A 22,399-nucleotide genomic window follows, 5' to 3' on the forward strand; every position below is an offset into this window, starting at 1 on the left:
TTTTTCGCAAACCTCCTGCAAATTGATTCGACCGCCTTTTCAAGGGGTTTTCTAGATCATTTCTCTCCATGGCAATAAATATGAAATTAACAAAACCCCGAACCCTCTCAAGACCTATTAAACGCGTGACTTTTCTCACATCCATTTTAAAAAATACAAACAGAAGAATATTTCTCGAGGTGGCGACTGACACCTGCGTTCATACACTGAAATGTTTTACGCGCAATGTAAACCATTACATTGCACCGTCCAAGCAGTGCTGGCAAAGGTACCGAGGCGTTCAGCCCACGGGCCTCCTTCCAGCAACCTGCAAATGGTCGATAAGTTTCATTGATTTTTGAACGCCAAATTAAATCAATTTGTCCGTTCTTTTGAGATATTCCAGAATTCGACCATCCCATCCTGGTTCAAATTTTTATTACAGAGCCTTGAAAGACCAATCAATTCAAGGACAAGGAGCGAAGATGTTTTCGTTGGAAGTGATTGCTAAGCGTGGTGGAGAAATCAGCCAGATCCTGATGAACGAGATTTCCCTGAAGGCAGCATCGGTTGTCCGCATCGGCCTCTCGAAGGACCAGATCAAGGGAATGCGCCGCGTTGGCGACGATCTGGTCATCACCGCTGTGTCAGGCGAGGTCGTGATCGTTCACGGCTTCTTCACTTCATTCGACGGGAACAAGAGCGATCTGGTAGTGAACGACGACCAGGGCGGCCTGGAACTGGCAAAGCTCGCCGAAGGCCAAGGCGATCTGGCCGTCGATTATTCGGACATCGATTCCATCGAGCCTTTGCTTTTGCATCAGGACTTCAATTTCGGCATGCTTCCCTGGCTGGTCGGCGGTGGGCTGGCCGCGGCGGGTGCTGCCGGGGGTGGCAGCGGCGGGGCGGACGACGCAGGGGCCGGCAGCGGTGCATCGATGCCGGCATCCCGGCTCACCTCGCCCGGCGACGCCATGCCGCCAGCCAGACCCACCATCAATCCGACCAACGCAATTTCGATCACCGGCACGGCGGAGCCCGGAACGGTCATCAGGGTCACCGACAGCGCAGGCAAGGAAATCGGCAGCGCAACTGTCGCGCCCGACGGCACCTACGAGGTCCGTCCCGCCGCGCCGCCGCCGCACGGCACGGAACTTCTCGTCGTCGCGGTGGACCGCGCCGGCAACGTCAGCCCCGAAGCCAGGGCGACCGTCGACAGCATGCCGCCCCGCATGCCCACGGTCGACCCCACGGCTGGCAGCCTCATCACCGGCACCGCGGAGCCGGGTTCGGTGGTCACAGTCACCGACGAACGCGGCAACCTGATCGGCAGCACGATCACCGGCCAGGACGGCACCTACCGCGTCACGCCGGCCACGCCACCGGCAGACGGTGCCGTGATCCACGTCGTGACCACGGACGTCGCCGGCAACGCAAGCCCGTCGGCCACGGCCACCGTAGACAGCTCGGCTCCCACCGGGCCCTCGGTCCACCCGACCGACGGCACCACGATCACGGGTACAACCGAGCCTGGTGCACGAGTCACCATCAAGGACGGCGCGGGCAACATCATCGGCAGCGCAACCGCCGGCTCCGACGGCGCTTACAGCGTCGCTCCGGCGAAGCGACCGGCCGACGGCGAGGCGATCAGCGTCGTGGCCACGGACCCCGCAGGCAACACCAGCCTGCCCACCATCATCAAGGTCGACAGCACAGCGCCCGACGCGCCCACCATCAACCCGACCGACGGCAGCCCCATCACCGGCACCGCGGAACCGGGGTCGGTGATCACCGCGACCGACGCCAATGGCGCCGTCATCGGCAGCGCGACCACCGCGGCCAGCGGCATCTACAACTTCACGCCGGCCAAGCGCCCGGCGAACGGCGAGGTGATCAAGGTCGTCGCTGCCGACGCCGCGGGCAACGTCAGCGCACCAGCCACGGCCACCATCGACGGCACGCCGCCTACGCCGACCGTGCGCCCGACCAACGGCAGCCTGATCGCGGGCACCTCCGAGCCGGACTCGATGGTCACGATCACCGACGGCAACGGCAGCTTGATCGGCAGTGCGGTCACCGCAGCCAACGGCACCTATGCCCTCGCCCCGGCCACGCCGCCGGCGGACGGCACGGTGATCCAGATCGTGGCCAAGGATCCTGCCGGCAACGTCGGCCGGCCGGTCACGACGACGGTGGACAGCAGGCCGCCCGACGCGCCTGTCGTCAACCCGACGAACGGCAATTCGGTCACGGGCAACGCGGAGGCCGACTCGGTCGTCACGATCAAGGACGGCGCGGGCAAGCTCATCGGCAGCACCACGGCAGATGCCAGCGGCAAGTTCAGCATCACTCCGGCGGCGCCGCTTGCAAACGGCACGACGCTGCGCGTCGCCGCCACCGATGCCGTCGGCAACACCAGCGCCGAGGCCGCGGCCACGGTAGACAACGTGCCGCCCCTCGCGCCCAAGGTCGATCCGACCCACGGCAACCCGATCACGGGCACGGCAGAGGCCGGCTCGGTCGTCACGATCAAGGATGACGCGGGCAAGCTCATCGGCAGCGCCGTCACCGCACCCGACGGCACCTACAGAGTGACGCCGACGAACTCGCCGGCCAACGGCACGGTGCTGCGTGTCGCCGCCACCGATGCCGCCGGCAACACCGGCCCCGAAACCAGCGAAACGGTCGACGGCGTGCCTCCGGTACGGCCCACCATCGACGCGACCAACGGCAGCCTGATCAAGGGCACCGCCGAACCCGGCTCCGTCGTCACCATCAGGGACGGTTCGGGCAAGCTCCTCGGCAGCACGACCGCCTCGCCCTCCACGGGCGCCTACAGCGTCGCTCCGGCCACCCCTCCTGCGCACGGCACCGTGCTGCGCGCGACCGCTACCGACTCCGCCGGCAACACCAGCCCTGAAGCCAAGACAACGGTCGACAGCGCGCCTCCGCCGGCGCCCACCGTCGATGCAACGAACGGCAATGCGATCACCGGCACCGCCGAAGCCGGCTCGGTCGTCACCATCAAGGACAACGCGGGCAACCTCATCGGCAGCACCACCGCCGACGTCAACGGCAAGTTCGGCATCAACCCCTCGGCGCGGCCGGCAGGCGGCACGCAGATCAGCGTCGTTGCTGTCGACGCCGCAGGCAACGCGAGCCAGCCGGCCACGACCACGGTCGACGGCACGCCGCCGCCTGCGCCGGTGCTCAACGCAAGCTCGGGCAGCCCGATCACCGGCACCGCGGAGCCCGGCTCCGTGGTCACGGTCAAGGACGACGCCGGCGACCTCATCGGCAGCACGACGACCGGCACCAACGGCGTGTACAGCATCACGCCTGCCAAGCTCCCGGCACACGGCGTGAAGATCAGCGCCGTTGCCACCGACGCCGCGGGCAACGCCAGCCAGCCCGGCACCACCACCATCGACAGCCTGGCGCCGGCAAAGCCCACCATCGATGCGACCAACGGCCTCCTGATCACCGGCACGGCCGAACCCCAATCGGTCGTCACCATCAGGGACGGTGCCGGCAATGTCGTCGGCAGCACGGCGGCCGACACCAACGGCGCCTACAGCATCAAGCCCTCGACCATTCCGGTCCACAACACAGTGCTGCGCGCGACCGCCGCCGACGCCGCCGGCAACACCAGCCCCGAAGCCAGGGCCACGGTCGACAGCGAACTGCCCTCCGCGCCCAAGGTCGCACCGACCAACGGCAGCCGGATCACCGGCATGGCCGAGGCCGGCTCGGTCGTCACCATCAAGGACGGCCTGGGCAATGTCGTCGGCAACGCCACCGCGGATGCCAACGGCGCCTACAGCATCGCACCGGCAACGCCTCCGGCAAACGGCGCGGTGCTGAGCGTCACCGCCACCGACGCTGCCGGCAACACCAGCCAACCCGCCACGACCACGGTCGACGGCCAAGCCCCCGATGCGCCTACGGTCAGTCCGACCAACGGCAGCGCGATCTCGGGCACCGCCGAGCCTGGCTCGGTGGTCACCATCAAGGACGGCGCAGGCAAGCTCATCGGCAGCGCCACCGTGGAGCCCAACGGCACGTACATCGTCACCCCGGCCGGCACACTGGCGAACGGCACGACGGTCAATGTCGTTGCCACCGACACCGCAGGCAACACCAGCCAGGCCGCCAGCGCCACGGTCGACAGCGTGCCTCCGGCCAGGCCCACCATCGACGCGACCAACGGCGTCCTGATCACGGGCACGGCCGAGCCCAAATCGGTCGTCACCATCAGGGACGGCGCGGGCAACGCCATCGGCAGCGCCACCGCCGACGCCAACAGCGTGTACAGCGTCAAGCCCGCGACCGTTCTGGCCCACAACACCGTGCTGCGAGCGACCGCCACCGACGCGGCCGGCAACACCGGCTCCGAGGCCAGGGCCACGGTCGACGGCGAACTGCCTTCCGCGCCCAAGGTCGATCCCACCAAGGGCAGCCTCATCACGGGCACGGCCGAGGCGGGGTCCGTCGTCACGGTCAAGGACGGCGCGAACAATGTCATCGGCAGCGCCACCGCTGCAGCCAGCGGCGCCTACAGCATCGCGCCGGCAACGACTCCGGGGCACGGCGAGGTGCTCAGCGTCACTGCCACCGACGCCGCCGGCAACACCAGCCAGCCCGCCAGCGCCACGGTCGACAGCAAGGCGCCCGGCGCGCCGGCGGTCAACCCGACCAACGGCAGCACGGTCACGGGTACGGCCGAAGCCGGCGCCGTGGTCACGGTCAGGGACGGCGCGGGCAAGGTCATCGGCAGCGCGACCGTCGCATCCGGCGGCAACTTCGCCGTCGACATCGCCACGCTGCCGGCGCACGGCACACAGATCCAGGTCATTGCCACCGACGCCGCCGGCAACGCCAGCCAGCCCGCGACGGCCACGGTCGACAGCGTGCCGCCTCCCGCGCCCACGCTCAATCCGACCAACGGGAACCTGATCACCGGCACGGCCGAGTCCGACTCGATCGTCACCGTCAGGGACGGTGCCGGCAACCTCGTCGGCAGCACGAAGGCCGACGCCAACGGTGCCTACAGCATCAAGCCCACCACCGTAGCGGCGAACGACACGGTGCTGCGCGCCGTTGCCACCGACGCCGCCGGCAACGCCAGCCCCGAAGCCAGGACCATGGTCGACAGCGTGGTGCCCACCGCGCCCACGGTCAACCCGACCAACGGCAGTCGCATCGCTGGCAAGGCCGAAGCCGGTTCCGTCGTCACCGTCAAGGACGACGCGGGCACGCTCATCGGCAGCGCCACCGCCGACGCCAACGGCGCCTACAGCATCACGCCCGCAGCCGCACCGGCGCACGGTACGGTGCTTCATGCCGTCGCCACCGACGCCGCCGGCAACACCAGCCCTGAAACCACGGCCAGGATCGACCGCTCCGCGCTCGCGACGCCCACGATCAGCCCGACCGACGGCAACCCGATCACGGGCACGGCCGAGCACGGCTCGGTGGTCACGGTGAAGGGCGACGCAGGCAACCTCATCGGCAGCACGACGGCGGATGCCGGCGGCACCTACAGCCTCACGCCTGACGCCACCCCGGCACACGGCACGGTACTGCACGTCGTTGCCACCAACGCAGCCGGCACGAACAGTCCCGAGGCCACGGCCAAGGTCGACAGCCAGGCGCCAGATGCGCCGCGCGTCGAGCCGACCAACGGCAACCTGATCACAGGCACCGCGGAAGCCGGCGCCGTGGTCCGGGTCACCGACGATTCGGACAGGCTCATCGGCAGCGCCATCGCCGCGCCCAACGGCACCTACAGCATCAAGCCCGCAGCCATTCCGGCGCACGGCACCGTGCTGCGCGCCGTGGCCACCGACGCTGCGGGCAACGCCAGTCCTGAAGCCCGGGAAACAGTCGACCGCGTGCTGCCCCCGGCACCGACGATCGCCCCGACCGCGGGCAACAGCATCGCGGGCACGGCCGAGGCCGGCTCCGTGGTCACGGTCAAGGACAGCGCGGGCAACCTCATCGGCAGCGCGACCGCCGCCGCGAGCGGCGCCTACAGCATCGCGCCAGCCGCCACCCTGCCGAACGGCACGGTGCTGCGCGCGGTCGCCACCGACGCCGCAGGCAACGCCAGCCCCGAAGCCAGGGCCACGGTCGACGGCGAAGCACCCGTCGCGCCCACCGTCGATGCGACCAACGGCAACCAGATCACCGGCACGGCCGAGCCCGGCTCGATCGTCACGGTCAAGGATGGCGCGGGCAACGTCATCGGCAGCGCGACCACTGCAGCCAACGGCAGCTATGCCGTCAAGCCGGCCGGCAAGCCCGCCGACGGCACGCTGCTCAGCGTCGCCGCCACCGACGCGGCCGGCAACGTCAGCCAGCCCGCCACGGCCAGGGTAGACGGCGTGGCACCCGACGCGCCCACGGTCAACCCGGCCAACGGCAGCTCGATCACGGGCAAGGCGGAGCCCGGCTCGGTGGTCACGGTGAAGGACGGCGCGGACAAGGTCATCGGCAGCGCGACCGCCGCGGCCGATGGCACCTACACGGTCAATCCCGCCAAGCCGCCGGAAGACGGCGCGACGATCAAGGTCGCAGCCACCGACAAGGCAGGCAATGCCAGCCCTGAAGTCACGGCAACGGTGGACGGCCTGCCTCCGGCAAGGCCCACGGTGAATCCGACCAACGGCAACCTGATCACCGGCACGGCCGAGCCCGGCTCGGTGGTCACGGTGAAAGACGGCGCAGGCAACCTCATCGGCAGCGCAACCGCCGGGGTGAACGGCAGCTATGCCGTCAAGTCGGCGAACACTCCCGCGAACGGCACGGCGCTCAACGTCGCCGCCACCGATGCGGCCGGCAACATCGGCCCGGCGACCACGGCCAGGGTGGACAGCGTGCCCCCGGCAGCGCCCATCGCCAACCCGACCAACGGCGACCCGATCACAGGCACAGCCGAGGCCGGCGCGCTGGTCACGGTCTTCGACGACGCGGGCACCGCGATCGGCAGCGCCATCGCAGCGAGCGACGGCAAGTACAGCATCAAGCCCACGGCCAGGCCGGCGGATGGCGCGCAACTGCGCATCGTCGCCACCGACCCGGCGGGCAATGCCAGCCAGCCCGCTTCGGCCACGGTCGACGGCAAGGCCCCGGACGCCCCGAAGCTCAACCCGACCAACGGCAGCTCGATCACGGGCACGGCTGAAGCCGGCTCGGTGGTCACGGTGAAGGACGGCTCGGACAAGGTCATCGGCAGCGCGACCGTCGGGGCCGACGGCACCTACGCCATCAACCCCGCCAAGCCGCCGGAAGACGGTACGACGCTCAAGGCCGTGGCCATCGACACCGCCGGCAATGCCAGTCCGGAGGCCACGGTAACGGTGGACAACATGCCTCCGGCAAAGCCCTCGGTGAACCCGACGAACGGCAAGCTGATCGCCGGTACGGCGGAGGCCAACTCGGTCGTCACCGTCAAGGACGATGCGGGCAAGGTCGTAGGCAGCGCAACCGCCGCAGCCGATGGCAGCTATTCCATCAAGCCGGCGAGCACCCCGGCGCACGGCGCCGTACTGCACGCCACCGCTACCGACGCCGCCGGCAACACCAGCCCCGAAGTCAAGGCAACGGTAGACAGCGCGGCCCCGGCCACCGCCACGGTCAAACCAACGAACGGCGACACGATCACCGGCTCGGCCGAGCCCGGCTCGGTCGTCACCGTCAAGGACAAGGCGGGCAGCCTCGTAGGCAGCGCCACCACCGACGGGAACGGCGTCTACACCGTCAAGCCCACGACCCGTCCGGCGCACGGCACGGTGCTCGAGGTCACGGCCGCCGACGCGGCGGGCAACGCCAGCTCGCCCGCCAGCGCCACGGTCGACAGCAAGGCGCCCGAAGCGCCGACGATTGCCCCGAACCATGGCAATCCGATCACAGGCACGGCAGAGTCCGGTTCGACCGTCACCATCAGCGACGGCACGGGCAAGGTCATCGGCAGCGCCACTGCGGCATCCGACGGCTCCTACGCCATCACGCCGGCCAAGCCGCCGGAAGACGGCGCGAAGATCAGCGCGGTGGCCGCCGACGCGGCTGGCAACGTCAGCGCAGCAACCACGGCAACGGTGGACGCCGTGCCTCCGCAAAGGCCTACGGTCGACCCGACGAACGGCAGCACCATCACCGGCAAGGCAGAGCCAGGCTCCATCGTCACGGTCGCGGACCAGACCGGCAAGGTGATCGGGAGCGCGACAGCCGACGCCGGCGGAAACTATGCGGTCAAGCCCGCGACTCCTCCCGCGCATGGCGCGACGCTCGGCGTCTCCGCAACCGACGCCGCCGGCAACACCGGCCCTGCAGCCACTGCCACGGTGGACAGCTCAGCCCCGGCAATGCCCACCGTCAAACCCACGAGTGGCGGCCTCATCGCCGGCACGGCAGAGGCCGGCTCGGTGGTCACGGTGAAGGACAGCGCGGGCAACCTGGTCGGCAGCGCCGCGGCTGACGCGAGCGGCAACTACACCGTCAAGCCGGCGAATGCTCCGAAGCACGACACCGTGCTCGAAGTCGCCGCCACCGACGCCGCCGGCAACACCGGCCCGTCCGCCAGGACCACGGTCGACAGCAAGGCTCCGGATATGCCGACCATCAAGCCAACCTCGGGCAGCACGATTGCCGGCACGGCCGAGGCAGACTCCGTCGTCACCGTCAGGGACAGCGCAGGCAATCTCATCGGCAGCACGACCGCGGGCAGCAATGGCGAGTACCGCATCGCACCCGCTACACCCGCCATCAACGGCACCCAGCTGCGAGTCGTCGCTACCGACGCCGCCGGCAACGCCAGCCAGCCCGGCCTGGCCACGGTCGACAGCGTGGCACCCGTCATCGCCATCGCGATCGTCAACGACGCCAACAACGACGGCTTCATCAACGCCAAGGAGAAGGGAGCAGACGTGACAGCGCGGGTCACCCTCGTGTCCGGCGCCGACGTGGGCGACGAAATCAGCGTCACCGACGGCACCCGCATGTACGACGTCAAGCTGGCCGCAGCGGATGTTGCCAAGGGCTTCGTCGACTTCTCCTTCCCCAACCCGGCCGAGGGCTCGCCGATCCGCGTCAGCGCAATCAGCAAAGACGTCGCCGGCAACGTCTCAAGGCCGACGGCGAACGACAGCGCGGTGCTGGACACCACGGCACCGGCCACCCCGGCCACCGTTTCAGCCACGGACAACTTCGGCACCGTGCAGGGCGCGTTCGGCAATGGCGGCTCCACCGACGACACCACGCCTACGTTCGCCGGCAGCGGCGCAACGCCGGGCGAGGTGGTCAAGGTGTACGACGGCGCCGCGCTGCTCGGCAGCACGACAGTCAAGTCCGACGGCAGCTGGGAGCTCACGCCCGCCGGCCTGGTCCCGGGCACGCACAGCATCACGCACACCATCACCGACGCCGCGGGCAACACCAGCGCCGCCAGCGCACCGCTGGGCTTCACGGTCGACACCGGCGCGGTTGCCGTCAGCGTCACCAAGGCGGGCGAAACCCGGCAAGGGCAGCAGATCAAGACCCGCCCCACCGGATCTACGGACGACACCACGCCGACGATCGTGGGCACGGCGACCCCAGGTGCAGTGGTGACCATCAAGGAAGGAGCAGCCGTCCTTGCCTCCACCGCGGCGGATGCCAGCGGCAACTGGAACCTCATGCTGCCTGCGCAGGCAGAAGGCGCGCACAGCTACAAGGCCACGGCAGTGAACGCGGCCGGCAACAGCAGCGAAACCGCATTCACGCTCACCATCGACACCACGCCGCCGGCCGTGCCGGTCATCGCCGCGGTCGGTGACGATGTCGGCACGGTCCAGGGTCCGCTCTCCAGCGGTGCCGCCACCGACGACACGAGGCCCACGCTCGGCGGAAGCGGCGCGACGCCGGGGGACATCATCACGATCCACGACAACGGCAGCGCCATCGGCAGCACCACGGTGCAGTCAGACGGCCGATGGAGCTTCACCACGGCTGCCCCGACCGCGCAGCTTGCCGAGGGCGAGCACAAGCTCACCGCAACGGCCACCGACCCAGTGGGGAACCGGAGCCAGCATTCGGCGCCCTTCGTGATCAACGTCGACACGACACCCCCGGCGAGGCCCGACGCCGTGTCGAGCTACGTCGACAGCACCGGCGCCACCCAGGACCCGGCGAGCGTGGCCTCTTCCACCGACGACACCACGCCCGGCTTCAGGATCGCCTCCGTCGCGGCCGGACAGACGCCGTCGCTGTATGTCGACGGCGCCAAGGTCGCCGCCACCTACGACCCGAACACCGGCACGCTGACGCCGACCTTCCCGCTCGGCGAAGGCGCTCACACCGTCAGCTACACGCTCACCGACGCGGCGGGCAACGAGAGCCCGCGCGCGAACGACTTCAGGCTCACCGTGGACACCACGCCGCCTCCGGCGCTGGACGCCTCGCTCATCCAGGTTCTGGATGACGTGGGCGCCATGACCGGCCCGCTGGCCGCGGGCGCGCAGACCGACGACAGCAAGCCCGAGTACGCCGGCAAGGCGGACCCGAACCAGGTTGCGAGCGTCAACGTCTACGACAACGGCATGCTGATCGGCGGCGCGGCGGTTCGCGCGGACGGCAGCTGGCGCTTCACGCCCGGCCAGCCCCTGGCCCAGGGCCCGCACAGCTTCACCGCACGGCCGGTGGATGCAGCCGGCAACATCGGCGCGTCCACGCTCGCGTCCACATTCACCCTGCTGGGCGATGCACCGCCGGCACCGGCAATCACGGGCGTGAGCGACGACAAGGGCAGCCTCGCCAAGGATGCCAGCACCAACGACACGACCCTCACGCTCGGCGGCACGGCCAAGGCCGACACGGTCGTGACGGTGTATGCCAACGACGTGGCCGTGGGCTCGACCAGCGTGGCCACCAACGGTACCTGGAGCGTGACCACCAGCCCCCTGAGCGGCGACGGCGTCAAGAACCTGCGCGCGGTCGCGGTTGACGGCGCGGGCCAGGCCAGCCCGTCGACCGGCCTGTACCCGGTCATGCTCGACACCACGGCGCCGGCCACGCCGGCCGTGGTCGTCGTCACGGATGGCCAAGGGCTGCTCAAGGGCCCGATCGCGGCAGGCGGAACCACCGACGATGCCTCGCCCACCTTCAGCGGCAACGGCCTCAAGGCCGGCGACACCGTCAAGGTGTACGACGGCGACACGCTCATCGCCAGCCTGACGGCCGCGAACGACGGCGCATGGAGCATGACGCCGGGCAAGCCGCTGGGCGAAGGCGCGCACAGCATCAAGCACACGATCACCGACGCCGCCGGCAACACCAGCGCCGCCAGCGCGCCGCTGGCGTTCACGGTCGACACCAGCGACGTCGTCGTCAGCATCGGCCATGCGGAGGACAACCAGGGCAGCATCAAGGCCGACCTCGCATCCGGCTCGCGCACCGACGACACCACGCCCACGCTCGTTGGCAAGACCACTGCCGGCGCCCTCGTGACCGTGACGGACGGTGCGAACGGACCGGTTCTCGGCTCGACCACGGCAGATGCCGGCGGCAACTGGCGCCTGGTGCTGCCTGCGCAGAACGAAGGCAGGCACGAGTACAAGGCCACGGCGGTGAATGCCGCAGGCAAGAAGGGCGAAGCCGCCATCGAGCTGACCATCGACACGACCGCACCTGACTCGCCGAAGATCGCCGGTGTCGGCGACGACGTCGGCCTCGTGCAGGGCCCGCTCGCCAACGGCGGCTTCACCGACGACACCACGCCCACGCTCGGCGGCAGCGGCGCGACGGCCGGCGACGTCATCAAGGTCTACGACAACGGCAGCTTCCTCGGCTCCACGACGGTGAAGGCCGACGGCAGCTGGAGCTTCACGCCGACCACGCCGCTGACCGAGGGCGCGCACAAGCTCACCACCACGGCCACCGACCCGGTGGGCAACGAGAGCCCGCAGTCGAGCGTCTTCACGGTCAACGTGGACGTCACGCCGCCCACGGCCAAGGCCACGCTCGTCGCGATCAGTACCGACACCGGCACCAGCGCCAGCGACTTCGTCACCAGCGACCGCACCCTCGTGGCGACGCTCACGGTCGACGCGGCGCTGGAGCCCGGCGCCACGGTGGAAATCTCGCTGGACAACGGCAAGACCTGGAACAAGGCCACGCCCGTCGGCGGCGGCAACTACCAGTTCGACAACACCGCCGCCTCGCTGCCCGACGGCAGCCATACCTTCCTGGCGCGCGTGGTGGACGTGGCCGGCAACGCGGGGCAGCCGACCTCGCAGGTCGTGGTCATCGACAACAGCAGCCCCACCGCCGGCAACGCGGTGGCCGTCACCGCCTACACCGACGACGTGGCGCCCAATACCGGCGACTACGGCAGCGGCACGAGCACGAACGACACCACGCCGGTGCTCAAGGGCACGGTTTCGGGCCTGAAGACCGGCAACATCGTGCAGATCCTCGAAGGCACCGCGCTGCTGGGCACGGCCACCGTCAACGGCAACGCCTGGACCTTCGCGCTGCCGGCCCTGGCCAGCGGCAGCACGCACACCTACAAGGCGGTAATTGCCAACGCGGCAGGCAACAAGGGCACAGCCTCCGCGGACTTCTCGCTGACCGTGAACACGGAGACGCCGATCCAGTCGGCGACCATCCTCAACTTCATCGACGACCAGAACCCGCAACAGGGCACCTTCGCATCGGGCAGCACGACCAACGACACATCGCCGCTGCTCAACGGCACGCTCACCGGCCCGCTCAATGCCGGCAGCGCGGTGGTGATCTATCGCAACGGCCAGCGCCTCGGCGCCGCCGCCCTGACCGGTGACTCCACCTGGACCTTCCAGGACGCCGGCCTCGTCGATGGCACCAGCTACAGCTATGTCGCGCGTGTCGAAGACGCAGCGGGCAACCGGGGCGGCGCCTCGGCGTCCTTCACGCTCACCGTCGACCAGCGTGCACCCACGGCAGCGCCTTCCATCGAAAGCGCCTTCGACGACGTCGCACCGGTCACCGGCTCCATCGCCGCGGGCGGCACCACCAACGATGCCCGCCCCGAGCTGAAGGGCTCGGGTGCCGAACCCAACGGCATCGTCAGGATCTACGACAACGGCACGCTCATCGGAACGGCCACGGTGGACAGCGCCGGCAAGTGGAGCTTCACGCCAGAGGCCGGAAGGGAACTCGCCAACGGCGCCCACAGCCTCACGACGAGCAGCGTCGACGCGGCCGGCAACGAGGGTCCGCGTTCCGCACCGCTGGCCTTCACGGTCGATACCATCGCGCCGTCGCAATCGACGACCATCGTCTCGATCAACGACGACCAGGGCTCGCTGCGTGGAAAGGTGGCGGACGGCGGCTATACCGACGATGCCGCGCCGCAGGTGGCGGGCACGATCTCGGCGGCGCTGCAGGCTGGCGAGAAAGTCGTCGTGCTGCGTGACGGCGCCGTCATCGGCACCGCGACAATGACCGACGCCACCAGCTGGACCTTCGACGACGCCGGCCTGAGCGACGGCCGCACCTACAGCTACACCGCGCGCGTCGAGGACGCCGGCGGCAACCGGGGCGCCATCTCGGGCGGCTATGCCGTCACCATCGACACCTCCGTGCCGATGCAGAAGGCCACGATCTCGACCGTGTTCGACAACGCCGACCCGGTGCAGGGCGACGTCGCCAACGGCGGCACCACCAACGACTCGCAGCCGGAGCTCAGGGGAACGGTGACGGGCGGCCTGGGCGGCAACGAGGTCGTCGCGGTGTATCGCGACAACGTCAGGATCGGCACCGCAACGGTCCTGGGCACGAGCTGGTCCTACACCGACACCAGCGGCCTCGCCAATGCCGCGAGCTACAGCTACACCGCGCGCGTCGAAGATGCCGCGGGCAACGGCGGCGCGGCTTCGTCGCCGTACGTCATCACGCTGAAGCTCTCCGGCCCGCCCACCACTACCACCATCACGGCCGTGACCGACGACGTCGATCCGCAGCAAGGCCCGGTGGCCAACGACGGCTATACCAACGACACCACGCCGAAGGTGACGGGCACGGTCTCGGCCGCGCTGCAGGCGGGCGAGAAGGTCATCGTGCTGCGCGACGGCAAGGAAATCGGCTCCGCGACCATGACGGATGCGACCCACTGGACCTACGCCGACAGCGGCCTCTCCAATGGCCGCAGCTACGTCTACACCGCCCGCGTGCAGGATGCGGCCTCCAATCCGGGGGCCGAGTCGAACGCCCATACCATCCGCATCGACACCACCGCGCCGACGCAGACGGTGAAGCTGGTCCGCGCCATCGACAACGTCGACCCGGTCTCCGGAGACATCCCGGCCAACGGCCACACCAACGACGACACGCCGACGCTCGAGGGCACGATCTCGGCGGCGCTCGGCGGCACCGAGCAACTGCACGTGTTCCGCAATGGCTTGCACGCCGGCATCGCGAAGGTCACGGGCACCGCCTGGACCTTCGAGGACGCCAGCCTCTCGAGCGGCACGACCTACACCTACGAAGCCAGGGTCATGGACTCTGCCGGCAACGCCGGCGCCGCCTCCAACAGCCTGAGCTTCACCGTCAATACCTCGGGTGTCTCCCAGACCGTGCAGATCCTGCGGGTGCTGGATGACACCGAGCCGGCGAAGGGCAACTTGGTCAACGGCGGCATGACCAACGAAACCCGGCCATTGCTCAGCGGCTCGATCTCCACCGCCCTCAATGCAGGCGATGTGGTCGAGGTACTGCGCAACGACAAGGTGATCGGCACCGCCACCGTGACCGGGACGGCCTGGTACCTCCAGGACACGGGCCTGGCCGATGGCATGACCTACAACTACACCGCCCGTGTCGTGAACTCGGCCGGCAACCAGGGTGCGCAAAGCGCGGCCCATGCGATCACCGTCGACCTGAAGGCGCCGACCCAGTCGGTGGCAATCACGAGCTACACGGACAACCAGGACCCGACGCAGGGCACCTTCGGGTCGGGCAGCACGACCAACGACGCGACGCCGCAGCTCAACGGGACACTGGACGGTACGCTCGATGCGGGTGAAATGGTGGCGATCTATCGCAACGGCGTCCGCCTCGGCGCCGCCACCATGACCGGTGCCTCGGCCTGGACGTTCCAGGATTCAGGCCTCGTCGACGGCACCCGCTACAGCTACACCGCCCGCGTCGAGGACGCGGCGGGCAACCAGGGCGGATCTTCGGCAGTCTTCACGCTCGCCGTCGACCGGACAGCGCCTGCGACGGCGCCCTCTATCGACAGCGTGACGGACAACACTTCACCGGTCACCGGGCCGATCACATCGGGCAGTGCGACCAACGACACCCGACCCCAGCTCAAAGGTGCGGGCGCGGAGCCGAACGGCACGGTCAGGATCTACGACAACGGCACGCTCATCGGCACCGCCACGGTGGACAGCGCCGGCAAGTGGAGCTTCACGCCCGAGGCCGGCAAGGAACTGGCCGAAGGCGCACACCGCCTGACGGCGAGCAGCGTCGATACGGCCGGCAACGAGGGGCCGCAATCGAAGACGCTGGACTTCACGGTCGACACCAACGCGCCAACGCAATCGACGGTCGTGACCGCGGTCAACGACAACATCGATCCCCAGCAGGGCACGGTGGCAAACAACGGCTACACCAACGACCTGGCGCCGCAGGTGGAAGGCACCATCTCGGCCGCGCTGCAGGCCGGCGAGAAGGTTGCCGTGCTGCGCGACGGCGTGGTCGTCGGCACAGCAACGATGACCGACGCGACCCATTGGAGCTTCGATGACGCAGGCCTCGCCGACGGCACCAGCTACCGTTATACCGCCCGCGTCGAAGACGCTGCGGGCAACCGCGGCGCCATCTCCAACCGCTACACCATCACGGTCGACGCCTCGCCTCCAGCGCCGGAGCTGCAGGTGACGATCTCGACCGTGTTCGACAACGTCGATCCGGGCCAGGGCAACATTGCCAATGGCGGCACCACCAACGACTCGCAGCCCGAGTTGCGAGGCACGCTGTCGGCCGGCCTGGGCAGCAACGAAGTGGTCGCGGTCTATCGCGATGGCGTGAAGATCGGTCGCGCGTCGGTCTCCGGCACAGGCTGGTTCTTCATCGACGACACCGGCCTCGTCAACGCGACACGCTACAGCTACACCGCCCGGGTCGAAGATGCCGCAGGCAATGCCGGCGTGGCCTCCTCGCCCTATGCCATCACGCTGCAGACCACCGGCCCGACCACCGTTGCCGTGGTCACAGCCGTGATCGACGACGTCGATCCGCAACAAGGCACCGTGGCTGACAACGGCTATACCAACGACACGGCACCGATGTTGACCGGCACCATATCGGCCGCGCTGCGGTCGGGCGAGAAGGTCGTCCTGCTGCGCAACGGCATGGTGGCCGGCACCGCGACCATGACGGATGCAACGCACTGGACCTATGCCGACAGCGGCCTTGCCACCGGTACGACCTACGCCTACGTCGCCCACGTACAGGACGCGGCCTCCAACCCGGGGCCTTACTCCAGCGCCTATACCGTTCGCATCGACACCACGGCGCCGACGCAGACGGTGGTGCTTACCCGCGCCATCGACAACGTCGACCCGGTTTCGGGCGACATCGCGGCCAACGGCAGCACCAACGACGACTCGCCCACGCTGGAAGGCCGCCTCTCCTCCGCGCTCGGCGGTACCGAACAGCTGTATGTGTTCCGCAACGGCCTGAACGTCGGCATCGCGAAGGTCTCCGGCAAGACATGGACCTTCGACGACGCAGGTCTCGCGAGCGGGTCGACCTACACCTACGAGGCCAGGGTCATGGACGCTGCCGGCAACGCCGGTGCCGCCTCCAACAGCCTGAGCTTCACCGTCAACACCTCGGCCGTCTCGCAGGCGGTGCAGATCCTGCAGGTACAGGACGACAGGGATCCTGTACAGGGCAACGTGCCCAACGGCGGCGCGACCAACGATGCCACGCCAACGCTCGGTGGCTCGATCTCGACCGCCCTGAACGCGGGCGACGTGGTCCAGGTGCTGCGCGACGGCACTGTGGTCGGAACCGCCACCGTGACCGGCACCGCCTGGAGCTTCCGCGACACGGGGCTGGTCGACGGCATGACCTACAGCTACACGGCCCGCGTCGTGAACTCGAGCGGCAATCAGGGCGCGCAGAGCGCGGCCTACGCGATAAAGCTCGATCAGGACGCACCGACCCAAACGGCGACGATCAAGAGCTACACAGACAACCAGGACCCGCTGCAAGGCACATTCGAATCGGGCAGCACCACCAACGACGGGGCACCTCAACTCAACGGCACGGTCGGAGGCACACTGGACGCGGGTGAAGTGGTCGCGATCTATCGCGACGGCGTACGCCTCGGCGCCGCCACCATGACCGGCGCCTCGGCGTGGACCTTCCAGGATTCTGGCCTCGTCGACGGCACCCGCTACCGCTACGTCGCCCGCGTCGAGGACGCGGCGGGCAACCGGGGCAGCGCCTCTGCGGTCTTCACACTCAGCATCGACCAGAGCGCGCCCGCGGCGGCGCCTTCCATCGATAGCGTCACGGACAACACGGCCCCTGCCATTGGTGCGATCACGCCGGGCGGTGCGACCAACGACACCCGGCCCGCCCTGACAGGCTCCGCAGCGGAGCCGAACAGCACGGTCAGGATCTACGACAACGGCACGCTCATCGGCACAGCGACGGCGGGCGGTGCTGGCAAGTGGAGCTTCACGCCCGCAACGGGTTCTGAACTGGCCAACGGCGCGCACAGCCTGACGGTAAGCAGCGTCGATGCGGCCGGCAACGAAGGGCCGAAGTCGTCGCCGCTGAACTTCACGGTCGACACGGTTGCGCCCTCCACGGCACCTTCCGTCGAAAGCGTCATGGACGAGACTGCACCGGTCACCGGCGCCATCACCTCGGGCAGCACCACCAACGAAATCCGCCCCGTGCTGAAGGGCAGCGCGGCCGAGCCCAACGGCACTGTCAGGATCTACGACAACGGCACGCTGATCGGCACCGCAACCGCGGACGGCGCGGGCAAGTGGAGCTTCACGCCCGAAGCCGGCAAGGAACTGGCCAACGGCGCTCACCGCCTGACGACAAGCAGCGTCGACGCGGCCGGCAACGAAGGGCCGAAGTCGTCGCCGCTGAACTTCACGGTCGACACGGTCGCACCGTCGCAACTGGCAACGATCACCGCCATCAGCGCCGATACCGGCCTGAGCGCCACCGACTTCATCACCAGCGACACGACCCTCGTCGTCACGGCAACGGTCAACGCCGCGATCGGCGCGGGCGAGAAAGTGCAGATATCGCTCGACAACGGCACAACCTGGAAGGACACGACCCTTGTCTCCGGCAGCACCTACCAGCTGGACAACACCGGCGTGGCGCTTGCGCCGGGCGAACATGCCTTCATGGCCCGCGTCATCGACGCTGCCGGGAACACCGGCAGCCCGACCAGCCAGCGTGTGGTGATCGACACCCAGTCTTCGTCCGGCGTCTCGATCGGCATCGGGTCGATCACCACCGACACCGGAGTCGCCGGTGACTTCATCACCAACGACACCAGCTTGACCATCAACGGCACGCTGACCGGCAAGATGGCAGCCGACGAGGTAGCGCAGATCAGCGCCGACGGCAGCAGCTGGACCAACCTGACGGTCACCAACGGCAGTTGGAGCTACGTCGACGGCAGAGTGCTGACCGAAGGCAGGCACGACTACCGGGTGCGTGTGGTCGACACCGCGGGCAATCTGGCGGCGTCCGCCTCCCAGGCCGTGCTCATCGACATTACCGCCCCGACCACCGGCAACGCCGTGGCCATCACCGCCTACACCGACGACGTGGCGCCCAACACAGGCGACTACGCGAGCGGCACGAGCACAAACGACACCACGCCGGTGCTCAAGGGCACGGTAAGCGGCCTGAACGCAGGCGACGTGGTGAAGATCTACGAAGGCTCGACCTTCCTTGGCGACGCGACGGTTCTCAACGGTACCTGGACGCAGCAGCTCAGCGGCGTAGGCAAGGGCTTGCATGAGTACAAAGCCGTGATCACCGACGCCAGCGGCAACGCCGGCACGGCATCCGCACCGTTCAGCCTGACCGTGAGCCTCGCGCTGCCGTCGATCTCGGTCAGCATCGATTCGATCTCGGAAGACAACGGCGTCAGCTCCACCGACTTCATCACCACGGACAACACCCTGACGGTGAACGGATCGCTGAGCAGGACGCTTGGAAGCAACGAGACGGTGCAGATCCGCCTCGACAACGGAACCTGGGTCAACGTAGCCACAACCGGTACGGCGTGGAGCTACTCCGGCGGCCCGGTGCTGAGCGAAGGACAGCATACCTACCAGGTTCGCGTCGTCGATGCCGCCGGCAACATCGGAGCCGAACAGACGAAGGCTGTGACGATCGACGTCACGCCGCCAGCTGGCAGCATCACGGTCAATGCATTGAGCACGGCCGACACCACGCCCACGATCACCGGCACCGTCTCCGGCCTTGCTGCGGGCGACAGCGTGTGGGTTACCTGCAATGGCGTGACTTACAAGCAAGGAATCGACGCTGCCTTGAAGGTGACGGGTTCGACCTGGTCGCTTTCCATCCCTCAAGCAAATCGGATCAACTGGAACGGTTCATCGGATCTCGTCGTGAATGTGGACGCCAGGATCGTCGACGTGGCCGGCAATGGCGTCAGTGCTGCTTCGAATCCGGGCGTGGTGATCTATCGCGACGCAACCGTGATTCGTTCGCAGAGCTTCGACTACATGGCGGAGGTCCAGCCCTCCCTCATCGGCCGCGGCAAGATTGGAGCCGGCGAGAAGTTGACCGTCGAGGTGGCCGACAGCACCGGCAAGGTCGTGAAGACATTCAGCAGCGCGAGCGACGTGACGATGGACGCGAACCTGGGCGGCTGGAAGATCGCCTCCTCGGCATGGGGATCGACCCGGCTGGGAAGCGGCTCCTACACCGTGAAGGCTTACGTCAACGTTGCGGATGGCTCGGGCGGCCAGGTTTCCGAGGTGGAGACTTTCAGGATCGTGAAGCCGGTCATCAACGACGCGGTGTCGAGCTATGGCGATGATGCCGCGTCGAAGGCCTACGCGCTTTCTGACGGAAGCTACTGGTTGTTCTATGTTTCGGCGAAGGGCGCGCGGGCCACCCAGATGTACGCCGACTATGACCTGTTTGCCCAGAAGTTCTCGCAGCAGGGCGCGAAGATCGGCGGCCAAGTCACCATTTCCGCCACATCGAACGTAACGGACGGGTATTCGACGAACGATCTGCTGCAGTACATCAAATCCTACGATGTTGCATTCAAGGCGGATGGATCGTTCAACGTGTTCTATTCGTCGAACAACAGCATGGTTCCGCACATCAAGAGATTCAACAGCAGCGGCACGGCTCTTGGCCCGACGGAAAATCTCAGGAATCCCGATCCGTACGAAGTGGAGCCAACCTATGTCGCCATGCCGGACGGCCGGTATGCGCTGCTCTATGCCTCAGGAACGATACACAACTACAACATCTATCAGATGCGATTCAGAGCCGACGGATCGGATATCGACATGAATCCTGTAGCACTGACCTCCGGTACCAACTGGATGAACGGCTTTGCCCAGAATGTGCGCAACCTCGGTGCGCCAACCGGGGATCAAACCGGAGTCTGCACTCAAGGCCTCGCGGCAGTTGCCATAGACAACGACAGGTACGCGATGCTCTACATGAGCAACAAGGGTGCCACGACGACCAGCTGGGCGAAGACCGACATGTTTGTGCGCGTCTACGACTTCAACACCGGAAGAATGGTCGGGAGCGAAGTGCCGGCGAACACAAAATTCCTCGGCTATCAGGTTGGCGCGCAAGTCGTGTCACTCAAGGAAGGCGGCTTCGTCACCATCTGGGCGTCCAACCACACCGCCGGGACCTCAAATGGATCAATGGACGAGTTCAACGTCTATGCAAGACGCTTCGCCTGGAACAATTCCAGCCAGTCGATCACGGCCAGCGATCCCGAGGAAGTACGCGTCAACACCACGACGAGCGGCGTCAACGGCGTCGGGTTCGACGGCATGGTTGTTCAGCTTGGCGCTGCGGCTCTTGCCCATGGCGGCTACGTGGTGGTGTGGAGCAAGTCCACCAGTCCCTCGACATCCGAGATTTACGGCCAGACGTTCGATGCAGCCGGCAACAAGCTGGGTGGCGAAACGCAAATATCAGCCGGAGGATGGTCGAATGATCTGGAGCCTGCGGTGACCGCGCTGCCGGACGGCGGCTATGTGGTGAGTTGGACGAAGACCCTGGCACTCGACTATTGGGGCTACAGAGGCGGCTCCACCTATGGATTCCAAGGAGATATCAAGACCATCATAGTGAATGCCGATGGATCGATCCGGGGCGCGGGCGATACCCAGAGCTACCCGGTGACTGCCAGCTACATCGATGGTTCGGGCACGCTGAGCGGCAACGATGCCGTCAACACGCTCGATGGACGCAAAGGTGCCAGCGTGCTCAACGCCGGCGGCGGGAACGACTACATCATCATCAAGGACACCAGCTTCACGTCGGTCGATGGTGGCGCCGGCAACGACACCCTGATCTGGGATTCGACGCAGAACCTCAACTTCAGCGACATCGCCGCAAAGGTGAAGAACATCGAGACCATCCACCTCGGTGACAAGAACGCCAACATCCTGAAGCTGACGCTCGCAGACGTGCTTGGCGCATCGGACACGACCGACACCCTTCTCGTCCAGGGTGGTCGCTCCGACCAGGTGGTGATCGAGGACACCTGGTCGCTGGCTGCCAAGCAGGAGTGGCGCGGGGAAACGTACAACGTCTACACCAACCGGCTGGACAGCGCTGCGTCCCTGTGGGTCCAGGATGGCATTGCCGTTGATCGGCAAGCCTCTCAGCAGGGCGAAACAAGAATCGCCCAGATGAGCATGACGGGGGCGAATGCAACCGCCTGGACCTACGATATCGGCGACCAGTTCGAAGGGCGTAGCGGAAACGACGTATTCGATCTCGTGGGCGGAAGCAGCGACACGGTGCTGTACAAGCTGCTGGCTTCCAGCGACGCCACCGGCGGCAACGGCTTCGACTCTGTCAACGGGTTCACGGTTGGCGCCTTCGAAGCAACACCCGATGCGGACCGCATCGACCTGAGGGAACTGCTGGTCGGTTACAAGGCGGACGCGGGCGACAACATCGCCGACTACCTCAGCGCGACGGTGAGCGACGGCAACACGACGTTGAGCATCGACCGCGACGGATCCGGCAGCGCCTATTCGGAAACGCCGCTTGTCACGCTCAACGGCGTAGCCACCGACCTGGCAACGCTGCTCGCCAACCATCAGCTTGTACTGGTCTGAAGCGCATTGCCGGCCGAGGAAGGAAGGGGGTGCAACCCGCGCCTCAC

Annotated in this window: 1 protein-coding gene; it reads left to right on the plus strand. The window is 67.5% G+C overall.

The window, feature by feature from the left end:
- Window positions 1–464 precede the first annotated feature (464 nt).
- Window positions 465–22,352 (plus strand): Ig-like domain-containing protein, encoded by a 21,888-nt coding sequence (locus tag ACQY8B_RS15840; RefSeq protein WP_422087585.1) that lies wholly within the window; start codon window positions 465–467, stop codon window positions 22,350–22,352.
- The last annotated feature ends 47 nt before the right edge of the window (window positions 22,353–22,399 follow it).

Source organism: Variovorax sp. (genome assembly GCF_965279555.1).
Taxonomy (GTDB): Bacteria; Pseudomonadota; Gammaproteobacteria; order Burkholderiales; family Burkholderiaceae_C; genus Variovorax.

Coding starts and splice junctions, on each gene's coding strand:
- ACQY8B_RS15840 (WP_422087585.1), top strand. CDS start 465: ATGTTTTCGTTGGAAGTGATTGCTAAGCGTGGTGGAGAAATCAGCCAG.